This is a genomic window from Deinococcus radiophilus (genome assembly GCF_020889625.1).
In the GTDB taxonomy this organism is placed as follows: Bacteria; Deinococcota; Deinococci; order Deinococcales; family Deinococcaceae; genus Deinococcus; species Deinococcus radiophilus.
Genome location: NZ_CP086380.1, coordinates 698,084 through 717,248 on the forward strand (window position 1 = coordinate 698,084; position 19,165 = coordinate 717,248).

The following is a 19,165-nucleotide window of genomic DNA, read 5'->3' on the forward strand; positions in this document are numbered from 1 at the left end:
CGTCTTTTAGCCTTTTGCTTGTTCCAGTTCCATGCTCGGCGTGGCCGGGGACACCCAGGGGCTGCCCTTCAACACAAAGCGCCAGGGCAGATTGCGCCCCTCCCGGATACCGATGCGGGCCGTCGTCTGCACCTGATCCGGCAATGTGCCCTCCCAAAGCAGATGCAGCATGGGCTGATCTACCGATGTGTGGGCCACCACTTCGGGCTGAATGCCCAGGGCGTAGACCAACTTGGCTGGACCGTTGGTCAGGTCACGTTCCCGTACGACTGGGCGGTGCAGCAGCATCTGGTCTATACCGTCTAATGGTTCCAGAGCGCGGATCAGCACGCTGGCACTGATGCCTTCTTCACGGCAGCTGACTTGTAATAGTGGGTGGCCGTGGGCAGTCCAGAACAGCCATTGCCCTGGCGCAATACTCATCTCGGCGCTGCGGGCTGCGTGGAAGCGCCCGGCGGTGCAGGCCGGGTCACGCGGGCAGTCGTAGGCTTCGGTTTCTACGATGCGTCCGGTCATCCGTTCACCGTAGCGGTCGGTATGAACCAAGGTGGCTCCCAGCAACTCACGGGCGACCACGACCGGATCACGCTCAAAGAAGGTTGGCGTGAGTCGAGTCATCTGGCTTGGGCGTTGACTCGCCGCTCTCGCGCCAACCGCAGCAGATGCCAGACGTTCACTCCAGCTCCAAAGATATTCATGATGGCCACCGGATACGCTCCGATCCACAGACCATAGATGGCGAACAGGATACAGCCGATCAGGTTGATAATCCGGAGGCGGGACATATCGCTCATCAGCAGAGACGTCCCTACAAACACCGAGGCAGCATACCCAACCCATTCCGAAGCGGGAATTCCAAACATCATCCAAGTGTAATCACTGGCAGCAGGGTGCGTCTGACCAGACAAAGAAAAGCGCCCTCAGGCGCTCAAAAACCCGTTGATGAGAGTTACTCCACGCTCACGGTTGTGACCATGTTCCCCTTGGTGGCGCGGGAGTAGGGGCAAACTTCCAGCGTCTGTTCCATCAGGGCCTGTGCCTGTGCGTGATCCATGCCTGGAAAGTGACCGACCAGTTTTGCGTTGAGGCTAAAGGACACATCGTCCTTCGCCATGCCCACGGTAGCCGTCACCGTGGTGTCTTCAGGCAGCTTCAGGCCTTGCTGGCGGGCCACCAGACCCAGCGCGCCTTGAAAGCAGGCCCCGTAGCCCGCAGCAAACAGCTGCTCAGGATTGGTGCCAGGGCCATCATCGCCACCTATTGCTTTGGGCACGCTCAGGTTCAGATTCAGGCGTCCGTCGTCGCTGCTCACGGTGCCGCCACGGGCGCCCTGGGTTTTTACCGTAGTTTCGTAGTTGTTGCTCATAGAGCCAGTGTAACCGGCCGGAGCAGTTGGACCCCCAGGTCCTCCACGCATAACGGCCCATAAGCTCAAGCGCGCCTCTCTGGTCAGGGGCGCGCCGGGATGAAGAAGGGAAGCGGACTTTAAGCTCCAGACACCTGAATTTCAGCGTTCTGGGTGGCCCGTGTAATGGGGCAGACCTTCAGGGTTTCGTCCAATAAACGCTGTAGTTGCTCACCTTTCAGGTCGCTGTTTTTGACCGTGATCGTGATTTTGAAATCGTAGGCATCCCCGTTTTCATGGAGTTCCAGCTGGGTCTGCACCTCGGTATTGGGTGACAAGCTCACTTCCAGCCGCTTGCTGACGATGCCCATCGCTGCTTGAAAACAAGTGGAATAGCCCGCTGCCAGCAACTGCTCAGGGTTGGTTCCGTCGCTGCCTTCGCCGCCCAGTTCAGTGGGAAGGCTGAGCGGCAGGTCCAGGCGTCCATCATCAGTAGAAACCTTTTCGCCAGCTGCCCCGTAAGCGGTTGCCGTAGCTGTATACAATTTTTGCATATCAACAGTGTAAGTTTGCTCTGTCATGATATGAAGGGGGGCGCCTTATTCTGTTCTTGGCGGAGTACACATGGCGACATACGAAAAGCGCCTGACTTGGTGTCGGGCGCTCATCAGTGGTTACAGTTTGGCTTAGCCGGCAGCAATCTCTGCCAGGGCCGCTTCGTCACGCAGTGTGATTTTGCCGTAGCCAGCGCTGATCACGCCGTCGCGGCTCAGCTCACCGACCACCTTGGTCACCGTTTCGCGCACGCTACCTACAGCAGCGGCCAGCTCGTCGTGGGTGGCGTAGATCATGGTTTCGCCACTTTCCAGCTCGGTGGCCAGGGCCGTGTCCTTCAGTTCCAGCAGTTCGGCAGCGATGCGGGCACGCAGGCGCTTGCCGACCAGGCGGAAGATGCTCTCGTAAGCACGCTCCAAGGTCCGGACCAGGTGGCCCGTGACCATCAGATTGTCCTCACTGGTCATCAAAGCGGGGTTGATCACATCTACCGTGCTGTCAGTGACAGCTTCAGCGAAGTAGGCACGCTCGGTACCGCTCAGGGCCTCTTCACCGAAGTACTCACCAGGCTTGACGTAGCGCAGGGTCAAACCGTTGCCGTCGTCATCCATGGTGTGGATGCGGATCAAGCCACTGACCACGCGGTACAACATATCGGCCGGGCCAGGGTACAAGATGACCGAGCCGGGGCGGTGGCTCACGGTGTCGACGTAGTTTTCATTGATGGTTTTCGTTGCGGATTGGGTCACTTGCGTCATAGATGCCTCCTGTGACACCCGGTAAGCGCGGGGCTAAGAGGGAATGAGAGACAGAACCCACGTCTGTCTATTGAGAATCATTCCCAGTACTGGAATAAGTGTACACCTTGGTCACAATTTTGTAAACAATTTTGTTGAGGAAATAGAACTTCATCACACATTAATTCTGTCAAGGGCGAAATTTCCCCAGGCCATTTTTCAATTCTACCGGGTCTGAACGGGACAATGTGGTAAGGAAGACGTTGTCTAAGAACGCCTAAATCATGATCTCAGGCAGGGGGAACCAAACAGAAAAATACACAAGAAATAGCCCTGCTTAGATCAAGCAGGGCCAATGAAGTGGAGAAGATTACAGCTCGTCTTCGCGGCGGATGGGGAAAGCACTAATCACGCAGTCGTCGCCGTTTAGGTTGATGACCTTGACACCCTGGGCATTGCGGCCAGTGACGCGTACTTCTTCCACGCGGGTGCGGATGACCAGACCCCCACGGGTCAGCACCATCAGTTCTTCATTGCCGTCTACACGGGCCAGCGTGACCAGCTTGCCGGTCTTGGGGGTCACGTCCAGCGTGATCACGCCCTGGCCGCCGCGTCCCTTGCTGGGATAGTCGCTGATGGGTGTGCGTTTGCCCAGGCCGTACTCACTGACCGCCAGTAGCTCATGGTCTGCACCTTCAGGAACCAGGGCCATGCTGACCACTCGGTCATCTCCCTTCAGGCGAATCCCGATCACACCCTGGGTGGCGCGGCCCGTATCGCGCACTGCCGAGGCCTCAAAGCGCATGGCCTTGCCGCTCTGGGTGGCCAGCACGATGTCACTGCCATTTTTCACGATGCCTACGCTGATCAGTTCGTCATCATCCTGCAGATTGATGGCGATCAGGCCCGCCGAGGTGATGTTGCCGTAGTCGGTAATCAGGCTGCGTTTGACCATGCCGTTTTTGGTCGCAAAGACAAAGCTGCCGTCTTCGTCGAAACCCTTGATGCTCTGCACCGACGCAATATTTTCGTCATCGCGCAGCGAGGGCAGCAGATTGCGGATATGCGAACCTTTGGCGTCGCGGGCAGCTTCGGGCAGATCGTAAATTTTCTCGTGGAAGACCCGGCCCTGATCCGTAAAGAACAGCATGAAGTCGTGCGTACTGCCTACGAACACGCGGGTGTTCACGTCTTCTTCGCGCAGTTTGCCGCCACGTGAACCGCGTCCACCACGCGACTGGGCGCGGTACGAGTCCAGCGGAGTGCGCTTGAGGTAGCCTGCCTCGGTCATGGTGATGACCATGTCCTCTACGGCAATCAGGTCCTCTTTGGAAATGTCTTCTTCAAGGTCGGTGATCACGCTGCGGCGCTCGTCACCGTAGCGGTCACGGATGTCGCGGATCTCCTTTTTGATCTCGCGCCACAGCAGCTTTTCGTCGCCCAGGATCGAGCGCAGGCGGGCAATCAGCGTTTGCAGCTCGTCGAACTCGCCGGTCAGCTTCTCGCGCTCCAGCCCCACCAGGCGTTGCAGGCGCATATCCAAAATGGCCTGGGCCTGAGGCTCGGACAGCTCAAAGCGGGCCATCAGCGCGTCACGGGCCTCACCGCCAGTGTTGCTGGCGCGGATCAGCGCGATCACTTCGTCAATGTGGTCCAACGCCTTGATCAGACCTTCAAGGATGTGGGCGCGCTCCTCGGCTTTGCGCAGTTCGTATTGGGTACGGCGGGTCACCACTTCCTGACGGTGGACTAAGAAATAACGCATGGTGTCCAGCAGCGGCAGCACCCGCGGCTCACCGTTGACGATGCTCAGGTTCATCACCGTAAAGGTGCTTTGCAACTGGGTGTATTTGTACAGCTGGTTCAGCACCAGGGTCGGAATCGCGCCGCGCTTGAGTTCCACCACGATGCGTACCGGCTCTTTGCGGTCCGATTCGTCGCGCAGGGCCGAGATATCGGGGATTTTGCCTGCCTTGTACATTGCCGAGATGGTCTGAATCAGATTGGTCTTGTTCACCTGATAGGGAATCTCGGAAATGATGATCTGCGAGCGGTTGTTCTTCTCGTCGATGCGGGCCTTGCCGCGCACCTTGAGGCTGGCGTGCCCGGTGGTGTAGGCGTCCTGCACGCCCTGTTTGGCAATGCGGCCCCCAGTGGGAAAGTCGGGGCCGGGGACATGCTCCATTAGATCCAGCAGGGTCATGTCTGGCCGGTCAATCAGCGCCAATAGACCGTTGCAGATCTCCGTGAGGTTGTGCGGCGGAATGTTGGTCGCCATGCCGACGGCGATGCCCGAAGCGCCGTTGATCAGCAGATTCGGCACGGCGGCGGGCAGCACGCTGGGTTCTTCGGTGGTCTCGTCATAGTTGGGCTTCATGACGATGGTGTCTTTTTCGAGGTCGGCCAGCAGCTCCTCAGCCAGCTTGGTCATGCGGGCCTCGGTGTAACGCATGGCGGCAGGCGGGTCGCCGTCAATGGACCCGAAGTTGCCCTGCGGGTGAACCATCGGATAGCGCATGTTCCACCACTGCCCCAGGCGCACCATCGCGTCATAGATCGAGGTATCGCCGTGCGGGTGGTACTTTTTCATGACCTCGCCCACCACCGCCGCCGACTTGGCGTGCTTCTGGTTGGCGTAGAGGCCCTCAAGCATCATGGCGTACATGATCCGGCGCTGCACCGGCTTGAGGCCGTCGCGGACATCCGGCAGTGCCCGGTCCACAATGACGTTCATGGCGTAGTTGATGAAATTGGTCTTGACTTCGGACGTGATGTCCACGGGTAGAATTCCGGTCATTCAAACTCCATTCTGGGCCGTAAGCACCGCAGCGCAGAGGCTACGGGGCTGGCCAGGGGAAACGGAAGAATTGGCGTCGCCTGCCCTCCTCCGGAACTTCCGGGGGCAGCGGTCACTTCGCACATATTCTAACAAAATCTGCTCCATTATGCTACTGGCATAATAGAGTCCGTCTCTCCAATACCTCAATTTAGCGCACCTGGTCCTCTAGCGGGCCGTGAATGCCATAAGAAAGCCCTCCGAGGGTCAGAGGGCCAATTTTTATTTGCTGCCCGGTTCAGGGCCGCGCTGCTTAGTCGGGGCTGCCTGGGTCAGTTGGGCGTGCCCAGAACCCGGAAGCTGAATACTTCGGGCCGGGCCGCGTCTACCGTCACCTGTACGGCTTGCATCCGCTGATCACCGGGAACCTCCAGCCGGAAAATGTTGGGAGCGCTGCTGTCGTCGTAGGTGTTGAAGGGCTGGTCGAATTTCAGCACGTGCGAGTCACCATGCACCAGCAACACTGGGCCAGCAAAAGCCGCTGCCTCGGCCTTGAGGGCGCTGAGCATATCGGCAAAGCCGCTCAGGCCAGGCTGCTCGAACATGTCGGCCTGCATGACCAGGACCACGCCAGCGCTGCCCGACTCGCGGGCCTGGGCAAAGGTTCCCTTCAGCCAAGCGAGGTTGGCTGCGTTGCGCGTGAAATACTCGCCCGCCATCTGGGCATTGCGCTCCAGACCGTTGTTGGACCCCACCACATGCAAGGTGGCAAAGGTCACGCCGCCGCGCTGCCAGCGGGTATTTTCCGGCAGGTCGGTTTGGCTGGTCAGTGGCATGGGCGCGGCTCCGAGGCTCTGGCCGCCTGCCCCGAAGAACTCGCGGCGCAAAAAGGCCAGCCGCTCCAGCGGATCATACCTCCCGGCCTTCTCACGGTGGCAGTCGGTCCACTCGTTGTCGCCGGGGGTGTAGATCAGCGGGTGCTTCAGCGTCTGAAACGAGTCGCGAACCTGCCGCAGCAGTTCGTCCGAGCAGGGTGTCGAGCCGCTTTTGATGTCGCCCACATGCACGCTGAAGGCCGGATTCTGGGCGTCGATGACTTGCAGCAGTTCGGTGTAGCGCTGGTAGACCTCGGCGCTCTGGCCATAGGGCATGTCGCCAAAAGCGATAAAACTAAACGGGGTGGGCGGCTGCGGCGCAGAACTGCCGGACGCCAGAGCCGTTGCGGGGCCGAGCAGCGCGCCAAAGCACAGAAGAGCGGCGACGTGGTGGGGCCAGGGGGTACGTTTCATGTGGCGCAGGTTAGGGCGGGTGTGTCAGGCGGATGTATCAGGGGAGGTGCAGGTCAGTGGCAAACCTCTGGCCTCTGACAGAAGGCCCGCAGGGAATCCCCAACCGGGGGGCATCTGTGCGTTCAAAAAGCGCTCACTAGGCGGCGGCGGCAAGATATGATGGGCGAGATGCTGCAACAACTCACACAACTGGTCAAAGACGTGGATGGAGCCTGGGCGGCGGCCATCGGGGGCATGGATGGGCTGCTGGTCGAAGGTCACAGCGCCGCAGCGGTCAGTCTGGACCTGCTGATCGCCGAACATGCCGGGCTGATGCGCGGCGCGGGCGACGCTTACGGCATGATCGGCGGGGGTCGCCCGCGAGAGCTGTATATCCGGGGCGAACAGTTCAGCGTGTTTCTGTTTCCGGTCAACGAGCAGTTTTTTGTGTTGCTGGCGCTGGACGGGGGGAGCGCTAACCTGGGCCAGGCCCGCGTCTATACTCGCGCCGCCGCCCGCGCCCTAGAAGGCGAGCTGTAATGGCCCCCCGGCTGGAAGAGCTGCGTGCTGTCCCTGGCCTGTCGGTGGCGGCGTTGCTGGGCGCCGACGGTCTGACGCTGGCCACTGTTGGCGAAGGCGCCGAGTTGCTGGCCGCCGAGCTGAGTGGCCTGTCTTCGGCCCTGAACCGACTGGACCGCCGCCTGGGCGTGGGCGAGGTGTCGCGCCTGGCCTTTACCACCGCCAATCTGGAAGTCATCACGCTTAGCCGGGGCGGATACACGCTGGCCGCAGCCCTGATGCGTGGCACCGACACGCAGGCCGCCCAGCAATTGATGGCCCGGTTGATGGAAGATGCCCTGGATCAACTCCCGCCGCAGTTCTCTGACGATCAAGATGCACAAGGAGCAGCCGTATGACCACCCCTGATCTGAGTACCCTGACCGAAGGGCGCGGCATTCGCTCGGCGGCGCTGTTCGGAGCGCAAAGTGAATTGCTGGCCCAGTCCGGGAATCACGAGGACATGGCCTCACTGCTGACCCCGGCCCAGGCCATTGTTCAGACCCTGGAACAGACTCTGGGGACGGGCAGTTGGAATGACCTGTTACTGGATCTGGACAGTGGCCCGGTGTTGCTGACTCCTGGCCCAAGTGGACAGGTGCTGGCGGTGGGCTTTGACGAGTTGTCCAGTCTTGGCCGTGTGCGCCTGAGTGTGGGCCGCGTACTAGACAGCTTGACGAACTGAAGAACGAAAAGAGGAGGGCCAGGGCGGCTGCAATTTTGCCGCCCCAGCCCTCCTCTCTACTCAGTTACTCGTATCCACACCACTGAGCAGGTCTGGCAACGGGTATTCGGCTACTGGTGTACGGGTGCCGCCCAGCGAATACCATTCCTGGCCCAGCATCTGCGCTTCGAACTGCTGGCGCTGCTCCGGGGCCAGGCGGCCCAGGGCGCTGCCGGGTCCCATCTGCGTGCCGTGGGCGGCCAGGGCGGCTTTTTTCTGCTCGGCCCAGGGAGTTACGTTCAGCCGGGCGGCGGCGGTGTGTTCACTGATGCCGTAGCGCTCCGGCTCTAGTGTGCGCTCCGAGTCCATCATGTTCAGGTGGCGGGCGACCTCCGACGAGAAGACGGTGTAGTACAGCCGCTGGGGTCCGCCGTAGGACAGATGCCCGGTAGAGAAGAAGGCTCCCACCGCCGCCCGGTGCATTTGCAGGTGGTCCACATGGCCGTAGCCCCCGTGCGGATCGAAAGTGATCAGGATGTGTGGCTGGTGTTGCGCGATCAGGTCACGCAGTTTGTCCTCAATATCCAGCACATCCACATTCATCAGGGCATTGGCGTCGTCATGACGGGTACGTTCGAAGCGGCCTGAATCGTGGTAGTCCAGGAAAATAGGTGGCTGAATACCCATGATGCGGCAGGCTTCGCGCAGTTCAGCCTCGCGCTGCTGCCCCAGGTCGTCCACGGTCATGCTGGGATCAGTCATTTTGCCTGCCTCGCCCCGTGTGGCGCACACCACCCAGACCTCCGCCCCAGCTTCGGCGTAGGCGGTGAGCGTGCCGGCCACTGAAAAGGCTTCGTCGTCTGGGTGGGCAAAAATGGCCATGATACGGGCCTGGGCATTGTTCTGGGGGGTCCACGGCAAAGCGGTCATGCGGGGCAGTGTAGCCCGCTGCCTGGGGTGGGAATGTTTGAACTGTGTACACTTTTTCTCAAATGCAGCGCCGGATTGGCCGGACCGTGGGTTAGATTTGTGTCATGCCCAAAGTTATAGCCATCACTTCTGAAAAAGGAGGAGTAGGAAAAAGCACCCTGGCCATTCACCTGGCAGGAGCGCTCACCGAGCGCGGCCTGGACGTGGCCCTGATTGATGAAGACGGTCGGGTGGGCAGTTCGCTGCGCTGGCAGGCGCGGGGGCCGGGATTGCCCTTTCCTGTGCTGGACCCGGAAGAGGTCAAACCCAAGAAACTGGCCCGCCTGGACGCCGTAATTGTGGATACGGAAGGTCGTCCCAAACGCAAGGAGCTGACCGAGCTGGCTCAGCGTTCCGATCTGGTATTGGTTCCCAGTGGTATGTCCCCGCTGGAATTGGAGGCGACCCACGAGCTGATGAGCTTTTTGGGTGGTTGGCCTGAAGCGAGTCGCCGCAGCATGGTGGTGCTGACCCGCGTACCCCCCGTCGGTCATGCCGCTGAAACGGCCCGCGAGGATCTGCGCGAACTGGGCATTCGGGTGGCCAATACCGCTGTGCGTCATTATGCGGCCTACCAGAAGGCCGCTGATCTGGGCGTGCTGTGCCGCGATGTGCGCGATGACCGCGCTGACGTGGCCTGGACCGACCTGCTGGCGCTGTCGCGCGAGGTGCTGTGATGAGCCGCTTTGACTATCTGGAACAGGCGGGGGCGGTCAAGGCCGGCAAAAAGAAGAAGAAGTCAGGCAAGAAAGCCGGCAAAGTACAGCAGGAACAGCCTGAGGCTGAGCAGCCGCAGCTGGAGGTGGTGTATGTGCGGCGCGAAACCGTGCGGGCCGTCTGGCGCGAGCTGAAAGAGGGCGGCGGCGAAAGCCTCAGTGAACTGGTAGATGATCTGCTGCTGAACTGGCTGCAAGAGCACCAGAGCGGGGCGTAGGCGGCAGGGTGTGACAGCAGGAAAGGCTGTCCCCACTGGGCGTTATGCTCCCAGTCCCACCGGGGCGCTGCATCTGGGCAATATCCGTACGGCGCTGCTGGCCTGGTTGCACAGCCGCGCCCTGGGGGGCCGTCACCTGCTGCGTTTCGAGGATCTGGACACCGGGCGGGTACGCCCCTGGGCCTACGATGTGACCCGCTGTGACTTGGAATGGTTGGGGCTGGACTGGGACGCCGAGTACCTGCAATCGGAGCGATTGGAGCTGTACGCTGAGGCGCTGGCTCAGCTGGACACCTATCCGTGTACCTGTACGCGCCGCGAGATACAGGTCGCCATTCAGGATTCGGCGGGTGCGCCGCACGGCAGAGAACCCGTGTATCCGGGGACATGTCGGCGCACCCCTGCTGACCCTACCCGTCCCGCGGCTCTGCGCTGGCAGATACCCGACTGGACCGTGTGCGTGACCGACGCCCTGAGTGCCGAGCAGCTCTGTCAGCACTTGCCACAGGAGGTAGGCGATCTGGTCCTGCGCCGCAGTGACGGTGTGTTTGCCTATCACCTCGCTGTGGTTGTGGACGACGCTGATATGGGCGTTACCGATGTGGTGCGTGGGGCCGACCTGTGGCCAGCTACCCCCCGCCAGGCGGCGCTGTCTGATGCGTTGGGGCTGGCCCATCCCCGCTCCTGGCATGTGCCGCTGATGACCGACTACCAGGGGGAGCGCCTGGCTAAGCGTGGCGGAGCACCCCCGCTGCGTGACCTGCGCGAAGGGGGGGCGGACCCAGGCCGGGTGCTGGCCGAGTTGGCCCGTTCCCTGGGGTGGCAGGTGCCAGACGCAGTTCAGGCCGCCGAGCTCCTGCCGCTGTGGCGTGAGTGGGCAGGGGTGACTGAGCAACCGTTGTGATGCGTCTTAAGGGTTTGCTGCACACCTGGCCTAAGAGGCCTGACCTACAGCACTGAGCGCTATGCTGCCCGCATGAATTTTCTGCTGAACCTGATCGTCAGTGCGCTGGCGCTGTATGCCGTCAGCCAGTTGTACAGCGGCGTCTACTTTGTCCCCGGCACGGGCTGGGTAGAAATCGTGCTGTCGGCGTTGGTGCTGGGCTTGGTCAATGCCCTGGTCCGTCCGGTGCTGGGGCTGCTGTCCCTACCGATCACGGTGCTCACGCTGGGACTGTTCGCACTGGTGCTGAATGGGCTGATGCTGTGGCTGACGGCGCAATTCACTGCGCTGGAAGTCACTGGTCTGGGCGCAGCCGTGGTCGGTGCTCTGCTGCTGAGCTTGGTGTCCTGGGTGCTGAATCTGATCACTGGGCCACTCCGCTCAGGTGGAGAGCGGCACTGATGCCCCTGGAGTTGGTGACCACTCCAGCCGAGCTCCGTGATGCACTGCAGTCGGCACGGTCACAGGGTCAGTCGGTAGGCCTGGTCCCGACGATGGGCTATCTCCATGACGGCCACGGCGAACTGATCCGCCGCAGCGCTGCCGAAAATGACCTGACGGTGGTCAGTGTCTTCGTGAACCCTACCCAGTTTGCGCCCACCGATGACCTGGGAGCCTATCCCCGTGACCTGGACCGTGACCGTGAGGTGGCGGCCCAAGCTGGGGCAGCCTTGTTGTTTCACCCCGATGCCGGGGCGATGTATCCGGAAGGTCACGCGACCCGGGTACAGGTATCGGGCCTCAGTACCCGGGTAGAAGGGGCGTCGCGTCCTGGGCACTTTGACGGTGTGGCCACCGTGGTTCTGATGCTGCTGAATCTGGTCCAGCCGCAGCGGGCCTACTTCGGCGAGAAGGATTGGCAGCAGTTGGCGGTGGTCCGGCATATGGTGCGTGATCTGTGGGTGCCTACCGAGATTGTCGGAGTGCCGACAGTACGGGCCCAAAGTGGATTGGCGCTGAGCAGCCGTAATTCTTATCTCACCGACGAGGGCCGCCTTCATGCCGCTGTGATTTCGCAGGCGCTCAGGGCCATGCAGGCGGCTTATCAGGGTGGAGAGGCCCAAGCGGACAAGCTAAGGCAGGTGGGTTTGAATGTCCTGGCCCAGCAACCCGTGCAACTGGACTATCTCCTGCTCTTAGACCGTGACTTGCAGCCGCTGGAGGGTTCCCTCAGCCCTGAACAGGCCGCCGAGGCCCGTCTGGTCTTCGCAGGCCGCCTGCATGGGGTGCGGTTCATTGACAACATGCCGCTGGTTGCCCCCTTGGCTTAAAGAGCTGAATCGTCCAGAAATCTGGATGCTCGCATCACTCTGAAACTTTCCACGCTTGGCTTATTGTTGGCGGCGTAAGTATGCGCTGCTAAACTCTAGGGACTGTGGAATGGCAACCGAACCAATATTCTCGTGCCCAACTTGAGGAGCGGCGCCTGGCTGCTACCGAGTGGCTGCAGCAAGGCAGCCACACACACCGCGAAATCGCTGCTCACTTTGGCGTCTCCGTGCTCACGGTGACTTCTTGGAGTGCTCGGCTCAGAAAGAAGGGAAGCTTGCAAGCGACGGTCAGCTCTGGTCGTCCTGCTCGACTGACTGAGTCTCAGCACGACCAGCTTCGCACCCTCCTGCAGGAGGGTGCTCTGCAGCATGGGTTTCCTGACGAAACCTGGACGACAAAACGTGTGGCAGAGCTCATCGGGCGGCACTTTGATGTGTGGTACCACCATGATCACGTCCGCAAAATCCTACGAAAGTTGGGTTTCAGCCCACAGATGCCAGATGGGCGGGCCGCTGAGCGGAACGAACTTCGGATCGCATCCTGGCGGGAACAGGTGCTGCCGGAGTTGGAAAAAAAAGGTCGCTGAGGGAGCCACAATCATCTATCTGGATGAAGTCGGATTCTCTCTGAAAGGAGTCCAGCGACGGACATGGGGGGTGAGGGGGCGTCACGCCCCTGGTCAAGCTCAGAGCAAACTGGGAGAAGCTTTCAACGATTGGGGCGATCACTTCAGATGGACGATTCTTCCAGCACACAATATCCGGAGCGATCCGGAGTAGAGAAGTCATACGATTCTTTGGGCACATCCTGCGCCAAGTTCAGAACATCGTCGTGGTGCTGGACAATGCGAGAATTCATCACGCGAAAGTAACCCAGGCGTTCGTGGGTTCCCACGAACGCCTCTCTCTGATCTTTCTGCCTCCGTATGCTCCAGAGTTGAACCCGATCGAGTTGGTGTGGGCCTACGTCAAGCGCAATGTGTTGGGGAACTTTTGTGCCCACTCCATAAGAGCGCTGAAAAAGAGGCTTGTCACCGCCTGGCAGCGGGTCCGCTATATTCACCTGCCCCGTCAGCTTATGGACGCCAACTTACGCCGCTATCAATAGTGTTTTTCGGATCACGCTGATCCGCCCTGCTGGTGTGGTGCATCGACACGACATTGTTGTGTGCCTCATGTAAGGCACATATACGGCATACTGCAGCCATATCCCACCAGGCAGCCAGCCGCATTCTGACCGCTGTGTCAACCGCCACCAGGAGACCTTACATGATCCAGATTGATGAACTCTTGACCGAGATGATGAATGCCGAAGCGAGTGATGTTCACCTTCAGGCGGGCAGTCCTCCAGTGGGCCGGGTCAATGGCGACCTGATTCAGTTCGGTTCCAACGTGCTGCGCCCAGAGGACACGGCGGCCTATGCCCAGGCCCTACTGACACCGGAGCAGTGGGAAGATTTCGAATTCCGTCATGAGATCGACTCGGCCTACAGCCTCAAAGGACATGGCCGTCTGCGCGTTAATGTCTTTCGTCAGCGTGGCTCGGTGGGCATTGTGATGCGGGTGGTGCGCGACCAGATTCCTGACTTTGAGGAACTGGGCCTGCCTGAAGATGTCATGCGCACCATGGCCGACTCGGCGCGTGGCCTGATTCTGGTCACAGGACCGACCGGGTCGGGGAAGAGTACCACGATGGCCAGCCTGGTAGATCACATCAACCGCAGCTCTTCCAAGCACATCATCACCATCGAAGATCCGATCGAAATCATGCACCGCAACCGCAAATCCATCGTGGTGCAGCGGGAGGTCGGCGTGGATACCCGTGATTTCCGCACGGCGCTGAAATATGCCATGCGTCAGGACCCCGACGTGATCATGATTGGGGAGATGCGCGATAAAGAGACGGTGGAAGCGGCCCTCACTGCCGCTCAGACGGGTCACCTGGTGCTTTCCACGCTGCACACCCAGGATGCTCTGCGGACCATCAACCGGATCGTAGATTTTTTTCAGCCGCACGAGCGTGATGAGGTCCGTAGCCTGTTTGCAGAGTCGCTGATCGGAATCGTGTCACAGCGTTTGCTGCGCCGTCAAGATGGCCGGGGCCGGGCCTTAGGGATGGAGATTTTGCTGGGGACGCCGCTGGTCGTGGAGAGCATCAAAGATGAAGAAAAGACTCCGCTGATCAAGGATGCTATGGTGGAAGACAACCTGCGCGGGATGGTCACGTTCGATCAGCATCTGGCGCAGCTGTATATGGAAGGCATCATTTCCATGGAAGAGGGTCAGGAAGCCGCGACCAGCCCCCACGAGTTTCGTCTGCTGGTCACCAAGGCTGACTTCGAAGGTGAAAAAGAAATGGAGCATGAGCATGTGGCACAGGGATTCGGGCGCAAGTCGTTTGGCCGTTAACTTGCCGTACTCAGGTTGGAACCCATAGGGGCCTTCCCGGATGTTGGAGAGGGGGGTCCATTTGGTCTGGCCTGTGATGGGCGGCCAGGTGCAGCCTACTGACAGCCAGGGTCACTGCAATTCAGATACAATGGAATGCTATGACAGGACCCAAAATTTCCATCACCCAGCGCGGCTATGACCGCCTGAAAGAAACGCTGCACCATCTCAAAACCACCCGCCGGGAGCAGATCAGCGAGAACATGGGCCGCGCCATCGCTGACGGTGACCTGCGTGAAAGTGCCGCATACGACGAAGCCCGCATGGAGCAGAGCGAGAATGAGGCCCGCATCCGTGATCTGGAAGACCAGCTGGAGCGTGCCATGATCGTTGCGGAAGATGCAGCAGGCGGCGCTGGCCTAGGTGCCAAGGTAACGGTCCGCAGTGGCGGGACAGAGCGCACCTTCGAGCTGGTCGGGACCTTTGAGGCGGACGTGCGTGCCGGAAAAATCAGCGATGCCAGCCCCATCGGCAAGGCGCTCCTGGGCGCTTCCGAAGGGGACAAGGTCAAAGTTCCTGGTCCCAAGGGTGACACCGAGTTTGAAGTGGTGAGCGTCAGCTACGAGTAAAGTCAGCCAGGAGGCATGCGACTCTTCACATTGCGGTTGGCTGACTTAAACCCAATCGATCTGATCTGCGCTGCCCGCTGTGGTGGCGCAGTTTTTGATCGGTTGCCTGGCTTGGAAGGGTTCTGTGGGGTGTGGCGTGCGACACTCTGGCGGGCAGGCAGATCACGGGGGGCTGGACATCTCAGCGAAATGCTTTAAGCTGTCCGCCGAGCTGCGGGAACGATGCCCAGTGGCCTCTTATTACGCCCAACCTTCTTTCTCAGATGGAGTGTCCGCATGAGCCATACCTCACACCCAGAAGTCCAAGACCATCAGCGTCACGAACCCCAACACGGCGCCGAACACCATGAGGGACTGACTGACTGGCCGCGCTCCAGCGGCGTGTTGCTGCATCCGACCTCTTTGCCTGGTCCCTACGGCCTGGGTGAGTTGGGCGCCGAGGCCCGCGCTTGGGTGGACTGGCTGGCGGAAGCTGGACAAAGCTACTGGCAGATGCTGCCGCTGGGACCAACTGGGCATGGCAGCAGTCCCTATCAGACCCTGGGGGCCTTTGCAGGCAACCCGATGTTGATCAGTGTAGGTGACCTGCTAGACAGTGGTTTGCTGCATTCCGCCGATCTAGGCGAGATCCCTACCGGAAGTCTGGACCGGGTGGACTTCGATGCCCAGGAGCGCTGGCGCAGTGGCCTGCTCTGGAGCGCTTTTCGCCGTTTCATGGCCGGTGAGGGCCAGATTGACCCCCAGGAATTTGAGGTTTACAAGGCCGAACAGGCGCGCTGGCTAGACAACTACGCGCTGTTCCGCGCCCTCAAGGAAGTGCATGGTGGGGCAGCCTGGTTCGACTGGGAGCCGCAGTACCGTGAGCGTGATGCGGCGGCGTTGACCCTTTTTCAGCAGCAGCACTTTGAAGTCGTAGAGCATATCCGCTTTATTCAGTTCCTGTTCGAGCGGCAGTGGCAGGCGCTGCGCCGCTACGCTGCTGAGCGGGGGGTACAGATGGTGGGCGACTTACCCATTTTCGTGGCGCTGGACTCGTCGGACGTCTGGGCCCATCAGGATCTCTTCGCTCTGGACGAACAGGGTCGGCCAGAGGTGCAAGCTGGCGTACCACCTGACTATTTCGCCGCTGAGGGGCAGCTGTGGGGCAATCCGCTGTACCGCTGGGACCGGATGCAGGAGCAGGGCTTTGACTGGTGGGTGGCCCGCTTTGCCCGCAGCCGCGAGTTGTACGACCTGTTCCGGGTAGACCACTTCCGGGGATTTGAGGCGTACTGGGAGGTGCCTTATCCCGCTCCCAATGCGATGGGTGGCCGCTGGGTTCCTGCGCCAGGGCGTGAATTGCTGGAAGAAGTCGGCAAGCGCCTGGGCGAACTGCCGATCATCGCGGAAGATTTGGGCGTGATCACACTTGAGGTAGAGGAGCTGCGCGACGATTTCGGTTTGCCGGGCATGGCCATTCTGCAGTTTGCCTTTTCAGATCCGGATTTCTGGAACAGTCCCTTTTATCCGGCCAACATTCCTGTGAACCGGGTGGTCTATACCGGCACCCACGACAACGACACCACACGGGGCTGGTGGGCCACGGCCACTGAGCTGGAGCGGCACCACCTGCGGATGTTTACCAATTCGGACCCTGCTGAGACAGAAGTGACCTGGCAGATGCTGAATATCGCCTGGCACAGCCGCGCCCGGATCGCCATTGCACCGCTGCAGGATCTGCTGAACCTGGACACCGAGGCCCGCATGAATGTGCCTGGTCTGGCCGAAGGGAACTGGGGCTGGCGGGTTCGCGCTGAGCCGCTGACCACCGAGCTGGCCGCGAAATTGCGTGAGCTGACCGCGTATTCAGGGCGATTGGCTCCCGCTGCACAGGTAGACGCCAGCGCTGTCATCTGACGGTTCTTCCTACTCCTGAGGGCACCGCACAGCCTGCGATGCCCTACCCTGAAAGCCTATGCGCCTGCTCACCGCCCGACGATTCGCCCCCTGGATGATGGCTGCCCTGGCCCTGCAACGCCTGGCTGAACTTAGAGTCGCCCAGCGGAATGAAGCCTGGGCGCGTTCCCAGGGGGCCAAGGAGTACGGACAGAAGCATTACCCCCTGTTTTTCGTGCTGCACCCCAGCTGGATGCTGTTTACGCTGCTGGAAGGCCGCCGCCGGGAGGAGTCCGTTCGCCCGCTGGCGCTGTCGGCCCTGCTGCTGGCCCAGCCACTGCGTTACTGGGTGATTCGCAGCCTGGGACGGTACTGGAATACCCGTATCCTGATCGTGCCCGGCGGAAAGCGGGTGCGGCGCGGACCATTTCGTTGGCTGCGGCACCCTAACTACGCCGTGGTGGCCCTGGAGATTGCCGCTGCGCCGCTGGCGGTCCGGGCCGACCGTGCTGCGCTGGCCTACACCGTGCTGAACGCCGCTTTACTGCTTTTGATCCGCATTCCTGCCGAGGAAGCCGCGCTGCGGGAGTACGCCCATCAGGCCGACTAGCTGGATGCGTCGGATGCCGAGCGGTTCGCCCGGTACCACCCGATCAGTGCATTGGTGCTGCTGTCGTGTGAAAGTTGGCCGTCACTGCTGAGCTCTGGTGCAATCTGCTGGGCCAGCACTTTACCTAGCTCCACGCCCCACTGATCGAAGGAGTTGACGCCCCACACTGCGCCCTGCACGAAGACCTTGTGTTCATACAGGGCGATCAGTGCGCCGAGACTGCGTGGGGTCAGCTGCTGGGCCAGCAGGGTAGAGGAGGGACGGTTACCTTCAAAGGTCTTGTGCGGGACCAGCGGTTCTGGCGTGCCGTCCTGACGGACCTGTTCAGGCGTTTTGCCGAAAGCCAGTGCCTCGCTCTGGGCAAAGACATTCGCCATCAGCAGATCGTGATGCTCACCCAGCGGATTGAGACTGCGCGCAAAGCCGATAAAGTCGCATGGAATCAGCCGGGTGCCCTGGTGAATCAGCTGGTAAAAGGCGTGCTGACCGTTGGTTCCGGCCTGTCCCCACACAATCGGGCCGCTGTCCACACTCAGGCGCTCGCCACTCAGGGTCACACTTTTGCCGTTGCTTTCCATATCCAACTGCTGCAAATAAGCTGGAAAGGACCGCAGATACTGCGAGTAGGGCAGGACTGCGAGCGAGCAGGCGCCCAGAAAGTTGTGGTTCCAGATGCCGGTCAGGGCCATCAGCACCGGCAGATTCTGCTCCAGCGGCGCTTCTGCGAAGTGGCAGTCCATCTCATGCATGCCGCCTAGAAATTCACGGAACTGTTCTGGACCAACGGCAATCATCAGACTCAGGCCGATGGCGCTGTCCAGGCTGTAGCGGCCCCCCACCCAGTCCCAGAACCCGAACATGTTGGCCGTATCTATGCCGAATTTCTGCACTTCATCTGCGTTGGTGCTGACCGCAACGAAGTGCCGTGCCACTGCCCTGTCATCGCCCAGAGCGTCCAGGAGCCACGCGCGGGCGGTGCGGGCATTGGTCATGGTTTCCAGCGTGGTAAAGGTCTTGGATGACACGATCACCAGCGTGGTGGCCGGGTCCAAATCACGGACCTTCTCGGCAAAGTCGGTGCCGTCCACGTTGGACACGAAGCGCAGCGTCAAGTCGCGGTCGCTGTAGTGTTCCAGCGCCTCGTAAGCCATCACCGGCCCCAGGTCACTGCCCCCGATGCCGATGTTCACCACGGCGCGCAGGCGTTCACCCGTAAAGCCACGCCACTCACCGGAGCGCACGGCCCTAGCAAATTCAGTCATCCGGTCCAGCACAGCATGAACTTCAGGCACGACATGTTCGCCGTCCACCTGGATATCGGCGTCACGGGGAGCGCGCAGCGCGGTGTGCAGCACGGCGCGCCCCTCGGTCACGTTGATTTTCTCACCGCCCAGCATGGCCGCGCTGCGCTGCTCTACGCCGACTTCACGGGCCAGATTCAGCAGCAGCTGCAACGTCTGGTCAGTCACCCGCTGCTTGGAGTAGTCCAGGAGCCAACCTGCACCCTCGGCGCGTAGCCGTTCACCACGCTGCGGGTCGCTGGCGAACAGGTCGCGCAGGTGCTGGCCTGACACCTCTTTGGCGTGGGCTTGCAGGGCCTTCCAGCTCTCAAGGGTCTGTACTTGCATGGGTTCAGGATATTC

The 19,165-nt window shown here is 60.8% G+C and carries 21 protein-coding genes and 1 pseudogene; 13 read left to right on the forward strand and 9 right to left on the reverse strand.

The window, feature by feature from the left end; all coding sequences use genetic code 11:
• Window positions 1–6 precede the first annotated feature (6 nt).
• The 7 genes from LMT64_RS03670 to LMT64_RS03700 all read right to left on the reverse strand — a co-directional run bounded on the left by LMT64_RS03670 (window position 7) and on the right by LMT64_RS03700 (window position 6,702).
• On the reverse strand, window positions 7–618 hold the full coding sequence (locus LMT64_RS03670; RefSeq protein WP_126352193.1) for a DNA-3-methyladenine glycosylase: 612 nt from the start codon (window positions 616–618) through the stop codon (window positions 7–9).
• Window positions 615–863: a YgjV family protein gene (locus tag LMT64_RS03675; protein WP_126352192.1), complete on the reverse strand. Its 249-nt coding sequence runs from the start codon at window positions 861–863 to the stop codon at window positions 615–617. Before LMT64_RS03675 ends, LMT64_RS03670 begins: the two co-directional genes overlap by 4 nt.
• A gap of 86 nt (window positions 864–949) precedes the next feature.
• The gene (locus LMT64_RS03680; protein ID WP_126352191.1) at window positions 950–1,366 is read right to left on the reverse strand and encodes an organic hydroperoxide resistance protein; all 417 of its coding nucleotides are present in this window, start codon (window positions 1,364–1,366) and stop codon (window positions 950–952) included.
• A gap of 119 nt (window positions 1,367–1,485) precedes the next feature.
• Window positions 1,486–1,899, reverse strand: a complete 414-nt coding sequence (locus LMT64_RS03685) for an Ohr family peroxiredoxin (RefSeq protein ID WP_170165983.1) — start codon at window positions 1,897–1,899, stop codon at window positions 1,486–1,488.
• Window positions 1,900–2,031: 132 nt separating this feature from the next.
• Window positions 2,032–2,658: a helix-turn-helix domain-containing protein gene (locus LMT64_RS03690; protein WP_126352189.1), complete on the reverse strand. Its 627-nt coding sequence runs from the start codon at window positions 2,656–2,658 to the stop codon at window positions 2,032–2,034.
• Between the two features lie 349 nt (window positions 2,659–3,007).
• A complete protein-coding gene (gyrA, locus tag LMT64_RS03695) occupies window positions 3,008–5,434 on the reverse strand; it encodes a DNA gyrase subunit A (RefSeq protein ID WP_126352188.1) in 2,427 nt (808 codons plus the stop codon).
• A gap of 311 nt (window positions 5,435–5,745) precedes the next feature.
• The gene (locus LMT64_RS03700; RefSeq protein ID WP_229253367.1) at window positions 5,746–6,702 is read right to left on the reverse strand and encodes a hypothetical protein; all 957 of its coding nucleotides are present in this window, start codon (window positions 6,700–6,702) and stop codon (window positions 5,746–5,748) included.
• Between the two features lie 168 nt (window positions 6,703–6,870).
• Between LMT64_RS03700 and LMT64_RS03705 the strand changes: the two genes are divergently transcribed.
• From LMT64_RS03705 to LMT64_RS03715, 3 genes are read left to right on the forward strand one after another with little or no spacing between them, the layout of a single operon-like run.
• Window positions 6,871–7,221, forward strand: coding sequence for a roadblock/LC7 domain-containing protein (locus LMT64_RS03705; RefSeq protein WP_126352187.1), 351 nt, complete (start codon window positions 6,871–6,873; stop codon window positions 7,219–7,221).
• On the forward strand, window positions 7,221–7,598 hold the full coding sequence (locus tag LMT64_RS03710; RefSeq protein ID WP_126352186.1) for a roadblock/LC7 domain-containing protein: 378 nt from the start codon (window positions 7,221–7,223) through the stop codon (window positions 7,596–7,598). Before LMT64_RS03705 ends, LMT64_RS03710 begins: the two co-directional genes overlap by 1 nt.
• Window positions 7,595–7,924: a roadblock/LC7 domain-containing protein gene (locus LMT64_RS03715; protein WP_126352185.1), complete on the forward strand. Its 330-nt coding sequence runs from the start codon at window positions 7,595–7,597 to the stop codon at window positions 7,922–7,924. Before LMT64_RS03710 ends, LMT64_RS03715 begins: the two co-directional genes overlap by 4 nt.
• Before the next feature lie 60 nt (window positions 7,925–7,984).
• On the opposite strand, the gene LMT64_RS03720 is transcribed toward LMT64_RS03715, so the two are convergent.
• Window positions 7,985–8,833, reverse strand: a complete 849-nt coding sequence (locus LMT64_RS03720; protein ID WP_126352184.1) for a PIG-L deacetylase family protein — start codon at window positions 8,831–8,833, stop codon at window positions 7,985–7,987.
• A 104-nt stretch (window positions 8,834–8,937) separates the two neighbouring features.
• On the opposite strand from LMT64_RS03720, the gene LMT64_RS03725 reads away from it, so the two are divergent.
• The 10 genes and pseudogenes from LMT64_RS03725 (at window position 8,938) to LMT64_RS03770 (ending at window position 17,522) form a co-directional block, all read left to right on the forward strand.
• Window positions 8,938–9,549 (forward strand): ParA family protein, encoded by a 612-nt coding sequence (locus LMT64_RS03725; protein ID WP_126352183.1) that lies wholly within the window; start codon window positions 8,938–8,940, stop codon window positions 9,547–9,549.
• Window positions 9,549–9,806, forward strand: a complete 258-nt coding sequence (locus LMT64_RS03730) for a hypothetical protein (RefSeq protein WP_126352182.1) — start codon at window positions 9,549–9,551, stop codon at window positions 9,804–9,806. Before LMT64_RS03725 ends, LMT64_RS03730 begins: the two co-directional genes overlap by 1 nt.
• 10 nt (window positions 9,807–9,816) lie before the next feature.
• Complete coding sequence (gene gluQRS / locus LMT64_RS03735; protein WP_126352181.1) at window positions 9,817–10,710, forward strand: tRNA glutamyl-Q(34) synthetase GluQRS; 894 nt, start codon at window positions 9,817–9,819, stop codon at window positions 10,708–10,710.
• A gap of 72 nt (window positions 10,711–10,782) precedes the next feature.
• Window positions 10,783–11,151 carry a phage holin family protein gene (locus LMT64_RS03740; protein WP_126352180.1) on the forward strand — a complete coding sequence of 123 codons (369 nt, stop codon included), beginning with the start codon at window positions 10,783–10,785 and terminating at the stop codon, window positions 11,149–11,151.
• Window positions 11,151–12,020 (forward strand): pantoate--beta-alanine ligase, encoded by an 870-nt coding sequence (gene panC / locus LMT64_RS03745; protein ID WP_126352179.1) that lies wholly within the window; start codon window positions 11,151–11,153, stop codon window positions 12,018–12,020. The genes LMT64_RS03740 and panC overlap by 1 nt, the downstream gene beginning before the upstream one ends.
• A gap of 104 nt (window positions 12,021–12,124) precedes the next feature.
• Window positions 12,125–13,128, forward strand: a pseudogene (locus LMT64_RS03750) (IS630 family transposase).
• Window positions 13,129–13,289: 161 nt separating this feature from the next.
• Window positions 13,290–14,429 (forward strand): type IV pilus twitching motility protein PilT, encoded by a 1,140-nt coding sequence (locus tag LMT64_RS03755; protein WP_126351551.1) that lies wholly within the window; start codon window positions 13,290–13,292, stop codon window positions 14,427–14,429.
• 140 nt (window positions 14,430–14,569) lie between these two features.
• Window positions 14,570–15,037, forward strand: coding sequence for a transcription elongation factor GreA (gene greA / locus LMT64_RS03760; protein WP_126351552.1), 468 nt, complete (start codon window positions 14,570–14,572; stop codon window positions 15,035–15,037).
• A 276-nt stretch (window positions 15,038–15,313) separates the two neighbouring features.
• The gene (gene malQ / locus LMT64_RS03765) at window positions 15,314–16,933 is read left to right on the forward strand and encodes a 4-alpha-glucanotransferase (RefSeq protein ID WP_126351553.1); all 1,620 of its coding nucleotides are present in this window, start codon (window positions 15,314–15,316) and stop codon (window positions 16,931–16,933) included.
• A 58-nt stretch (window positions 16,934–16,991) separates the two neighbouring features.
• The gene (locus LMT64_RS03770; RefSeq protein ID WP_229253368.1) at window positions 16,992–17,522 is read left to right on the forward strand and encodes an isoprenylcysteine carboxyl methyltransferase family protein; all 531 of its coding nucleotides are present in this window, start codon (window positions 16,992–16,994) and stop codon (window positions 17,520–17,522) included.
• On the opposite strand, the gene pgi is transcribed toward LMT64_RS03770, so the two are convergent.
• Window positions 17,519–19,150: a glucose-6-phosphate isomerase gene (pgi, locus tag LMT64_RS03775; RefSeq protein ID WP_126351554.1), complete on the reverse strand. Its 1,632-nt coding sequence runs from the start codon at window positions 19,148–19,150 to the stop codon at window positions 17,519–17,521. The two genes, LMT64_RS03770 and pgi, sit on opposite strands and share 4 nt — an antisense overlap.
• Window positions 19,151–19,165 lie beyond the last annotated feature (15 nt).